The sequence below is a fragment of the Porticoccus sp. genome (assembly GCF_965660005.1).
Lineage (GTDB): Bacteria > Pseudomonadota > Gammaproteobacteria > Pseudomonadales > Porticoccaceae > Porticoccus.
In genome coordinates this window covers 1-3,478 of the sequence record NZ_CBFHYF010000075.1, presented here as the reverse complement: position 1 = coordinate 3,478, position 3,478 = coordinate 1, and the positions used below count along the sequence as shown (strand labels likewise).

The 3,478-nt window shown below is 53.6% G+C and carries 3 protein-coding genes and 2 pseudogenes; 3 read left to right on the top strand and 2 right to left on the bottom strand.

Annotated features, from left to right (window positions below):
- Window positions 1-130 precede the first annotated feature (130 nt).
- Both tadA and ACTF5G_RS10050 read right to left on the bottom strand, forming a co-directional pair.
- Complete coding sequence (gene tadA / locus ACTF5G_RS10055; protein ID WP_438952667.1) at window positions 131-637, bottom strand: tRNA adenosine(34) deaminase TadA; 507 nt, start codon at window positions 635-637, stop codon at window positions 131-133.
- A complete protein-coding gene (locus tag ACTF5G_RS10050; protein ID WP_438952666.1) occupies window positions 637-831 on the bottom strand; it encodes a hypothetical protein in 195 nt (64 codons plus the stop codon). Before ACTF5G_RS10050 ends, tadA begins: the two co-directional genes overlap by 1 nt.
- 307 nt (window positions 832-1,138) lie before the next feature.
- Between ACTF5G_RS10050 and ACTF5G_RS10045 the strand changes: the two are divergent.
- The 3 genes and pseudogenes from ACTF5G_RS10045 to ACTF5G_RS10035 form a co-directional block, all read left to right on the top strand.
- Window positions 1,139-2,056: pseudogene (locus ACTF5G_RS10045) on the top strand (amidoligase family protein).
- A gap of 66 nt (window positions 2,057-2,122) precedes the next feature.
- Window positions 2,123-2,278 carry a hypothetical protein gene (locus tag ACTF5G_RS10040; RefSeq protein ID WP_438952665.1) on the top strand — a complete coding sequence of 52 codons (156 nt, stop codon included), beginning with the start codon at window positions 2,123-2,125 and terminating at the stop codon, window positions 2,276-2,278.
- A gap of 44 nt (window positions 2,279-2,322) precedes the next feature.
- Window positions 2,323-2,811 (top strand): annotated as a pseudogene (locus tag ACTF5G_RS10035) (gamma-glutamyl-gamma-aminobutyrate hydrolase family protein); the annotation flags it as partial.
- Window positions 2,812-3,478 lie beyond the last annotated feature (667 nt).

Here is a 3,478-nt window from a genome sequence, read left to right as displayed (position 1 = left end):
TGTGCGCCATTATCAGACCATACTCAACTGGCACGCACTGGATGAAAAGCGTCGTCTGGAGCGGGAAAATCGTCTTGAGCTGCCCAACTCCAGTGACTGGAATACCGGTTCCATGTTGTCATTGTGACCGTTATTCGGGCTTTGGGCCTCGGCTCGATTGCATGCGACGTTCGCGAAAGAAATGGCTGAGCATTGCACTGCACTGCTCAGCCAACAGCCCCCCGACAACCTCAATACGATGATTGAAATGTTTCTGCTCGGTTAATTGCAGCTGGCTCGTTACCGCGCCGGCCCGAGGCTCTGGCGCACCGTAGACCAGGCGGGCAATTCTGGCGTGAATCATAGCACCGACACACATGGTGCAGGGCTCGATGGTGACATAGAGTGTCGTGTCGGGCAGGCGGTAATTACTGACGAACTGTGCCGCATCGCGCAGGGCAACAATTTCGGCATGGGCGGTGGGGTCACACTTGCCGATTGAGCAATTCCAGCCGCGCCCGATTACCGCACCATCGCGCACCAGTAGAGCGCCTACAGGCACTTCACCGGCTGCTCCAGCCTGTTCAGCCAGGCCAATCGCCTCCAGCATCCACAACCTGTCCTGCGGCTGGTAGCCTTTACCGGTCATTGCGGACATTATTTCACCGCATCCATTTCATCCCCTTGCCGATCCACTGTATCCTGCAAAAAGTCATCGAGGTTTTCGGCGCGTTCAATTTCACGCTGATAAATGGCCTCCGGTTGCTCATCGGAGACAGACGTCTTTTTGCCGCCGATCAGTACCATATAGATCAATCCAAGTACGGCCAAAGCCAATAACAGGAATTTCATCTGCTGCGCCTCCGTGATGTTTTTCGTTGCCGACCAAAATTGCGTGACCATAGTACCGCTTTCGAGGAATTGTGGTTGATTATCGCTCGGCTATGACACTCAATCAAAGCGAACGCACGCGACAACCTGTTTGCCTATGATACGCTGCCAAAGTTCCTTCAATTAGCAGGCGCATCCAATTTCACGAACAGGACGGAAGCGGCTCTTTGGCAATATGGACCCGGTTGTATCGAAAGGTTTCATAGTGCCCCGACTGAAGACGTTTTGTTGCGGCCTGACAAAACGATTACCGAGGAGGGTTTGAAAAATGCAGGACAGAAGTCAGCAACTTAAGCCATTACCCTGGTCAATAACCGAGAGTGGCAAGAACCGCCGTGTCGGCGTCGAGTTGGAGATAAGCGGACTTGAGCTTGATGCCCTGACTGCCATTGTCGCGGATTTTCTTGGCCTTGATATAGAAGCCAAGGGGCGTTATGAACGTCTCCTTAAAGGCGACCCTGATGGCGACTGGCTGGTGGAGCTTGATTTCGATCTGCTCAAACGACTCGGACGGGAGCCATGTTCAGCTGATTCACTTGGCGACTAACTGGAAGAGACAACCGAAGATTTGTTGACTTGGGCTGCTGAAGCCCTGGTGCCACATGAGATCGTGAGCCCGCCACTACCGCTGGCTCGGCTTGGTGAAGTCGAGACACTCATTGCACAGTTGCGGGAAAGGGGTGCCAAAGGCACATCGGACCGTGCATTGAACGCCTTTGGCATGCAATTCAACCCTGAGCTACCAAGCCTTGAGCCCAGGCTTATCACCGCCTGCCTCAAGGCATTCCTCTGTCTATACGACTGGCTATATGTTCGTGCCGATATCGACTTCACGCGCCGTATCACCAGTTACGTCGACCCCTTTCCAAGCAGCTATGTGAAAAAAGTTATCGCGGCAGACTACTGGCCCGATCTTACCACCCTGATTGACGACTATCTCATCGATAACCCAACGCGCAACCGGGCACTGGACATGCTGCCACTATTCAAGTTCCTCGACGAAGACCGCGTATGTGCGAGGGCCGACGAAAGCCTGATCAAGGCACGGCCCACTTTTCATTACCGTCTGCCGGATTGTGATATCCACAAGCCGCACTGGGGACTTCATGTGGCGTGGAACGACTGGGTAGAAGTCGAACGCATGGCTGCAGATGAAATCCGCCTGCAACGCTGCTGCGCGGCTTAATCTGCAACATCTCAGCAGCCCGCTCAGGCGCCTGTTCAGTAACTGGGCAGGCAAGGTGCAAAACCAGTGGCTCGAACGGTAATTGCCATTACGGGTCCCCGGCGAGGCGCGATTGCCCCCCGGATGCTGGTGGCACTGGCGATCCGTTTTTATGGGGGACGTCCGCTGCAACTACGTCCCGGAACGAACACCGCGAGCTTGAATATCATGGTGTCGTCGTAACCGGTGGTCACGATGTCGAACCGGTTCTTTATGCTGCGGAAGCCGAGATTGAACCCAACTACGACACTGCTCGCGATGCACTGGAAGTCGCAGTGATCAACAATGCACTTGAACGAAAACTGCCCTTGCTTGGCATTTGCCGCGGCAACCAATTGCTCAATATTTGCCGGGGCGGAACCCTGCACCAGGAATTGTGCTCGCGGCGCCGAAAAACTTCCAATCATTGGACAATCCTGCCGATCAAGACATTGTGTATCGCCGCTGAACCGGAAAATAAGACCACAGTGCTGGCTACGCTTTTCGGGCGTGGCCGTTCAAAAATCAACAGCCTGCACAATCAGAGTATCGACCGTACGGGTGATGGCCTTGTGGTGACCGGCCATGACCTGGATGGTATTGTGCAAGCCATTGAAGACCCCTCCCGGGATTTTCTGGTTGGCGTACAATGGCACCCGGAGTTCCTGCTGTATTTGCCTGGCCAGCGGGCCTTGTTTTATGAAGTCGTCAGGCATGCGAGGTCACTCAACAATTAACCTCAACCGAGAGACCCAACCAACCGAAAAACTCACTGGATCGGCTGGCCGTAATAGGCTGTGTGACATCTCGAACTTGTTGTGAGGCTATATAGCCTCAACAAACAGGCATGCTCTGAATCGAACCCCTGAATTACCTTTCATGGCGTGAAGCCGTCAATTGTCTGGACCGGTAGATCATTATGAGGGGGCTTGCGAGTGTTGAAAAGTTGAGACATCGTTGACACCCCTGCTCAACCGCTCAACGGGGCCATAAATCACCAGTGGCTTGCCTAAAAATGCATCTACTGATTTGCCGCCATTGTCGCCGCTATAGTCAGCCACTATAGGTGTTGCTGCGTGTCATCCCTTTCACTCACAGCAAGGCCAGCGACACTGAAGTGTCCCGGGTAACTAAGCATTTCCAGGGGCACCAGTACAACCACTCCTGCTACGGAATAAATCCAGCTTTATGCGACGGCTAGTGACATTGTCGATCGCACAGTAGAATCCCCCCTACATGCAGTTTTGAGAGGGGTCCATTGATGCGGCTCACTTTTCTGAAACAAGTAATGTAACAAATGCGACAGGAACGTATCTCATCAACGTCCACAGCCTACCGACGAGAGAGGAAAGCCCGATGTATGATCAGGTTCAGGAATACTACGGCCAGACCCTGCAGCACAGC

Excerpts from the sequence above, each read along its gene's own strand:
- tadA (WP_438952667.1), bottom strand. The coding sequence starts at position 637 with ATGTCCGCAATGACCGGTAAAGGCTACCAGCCGCAGGACAGGTTGTGG.
- ACTF5G_RS10050 (WP_438952666.1), bottom strand. The coding sequence starts at position 831 with ATGAAATTCCTGTTATTGGCTTTGGCCGTACTTGGATTGATCTATATG.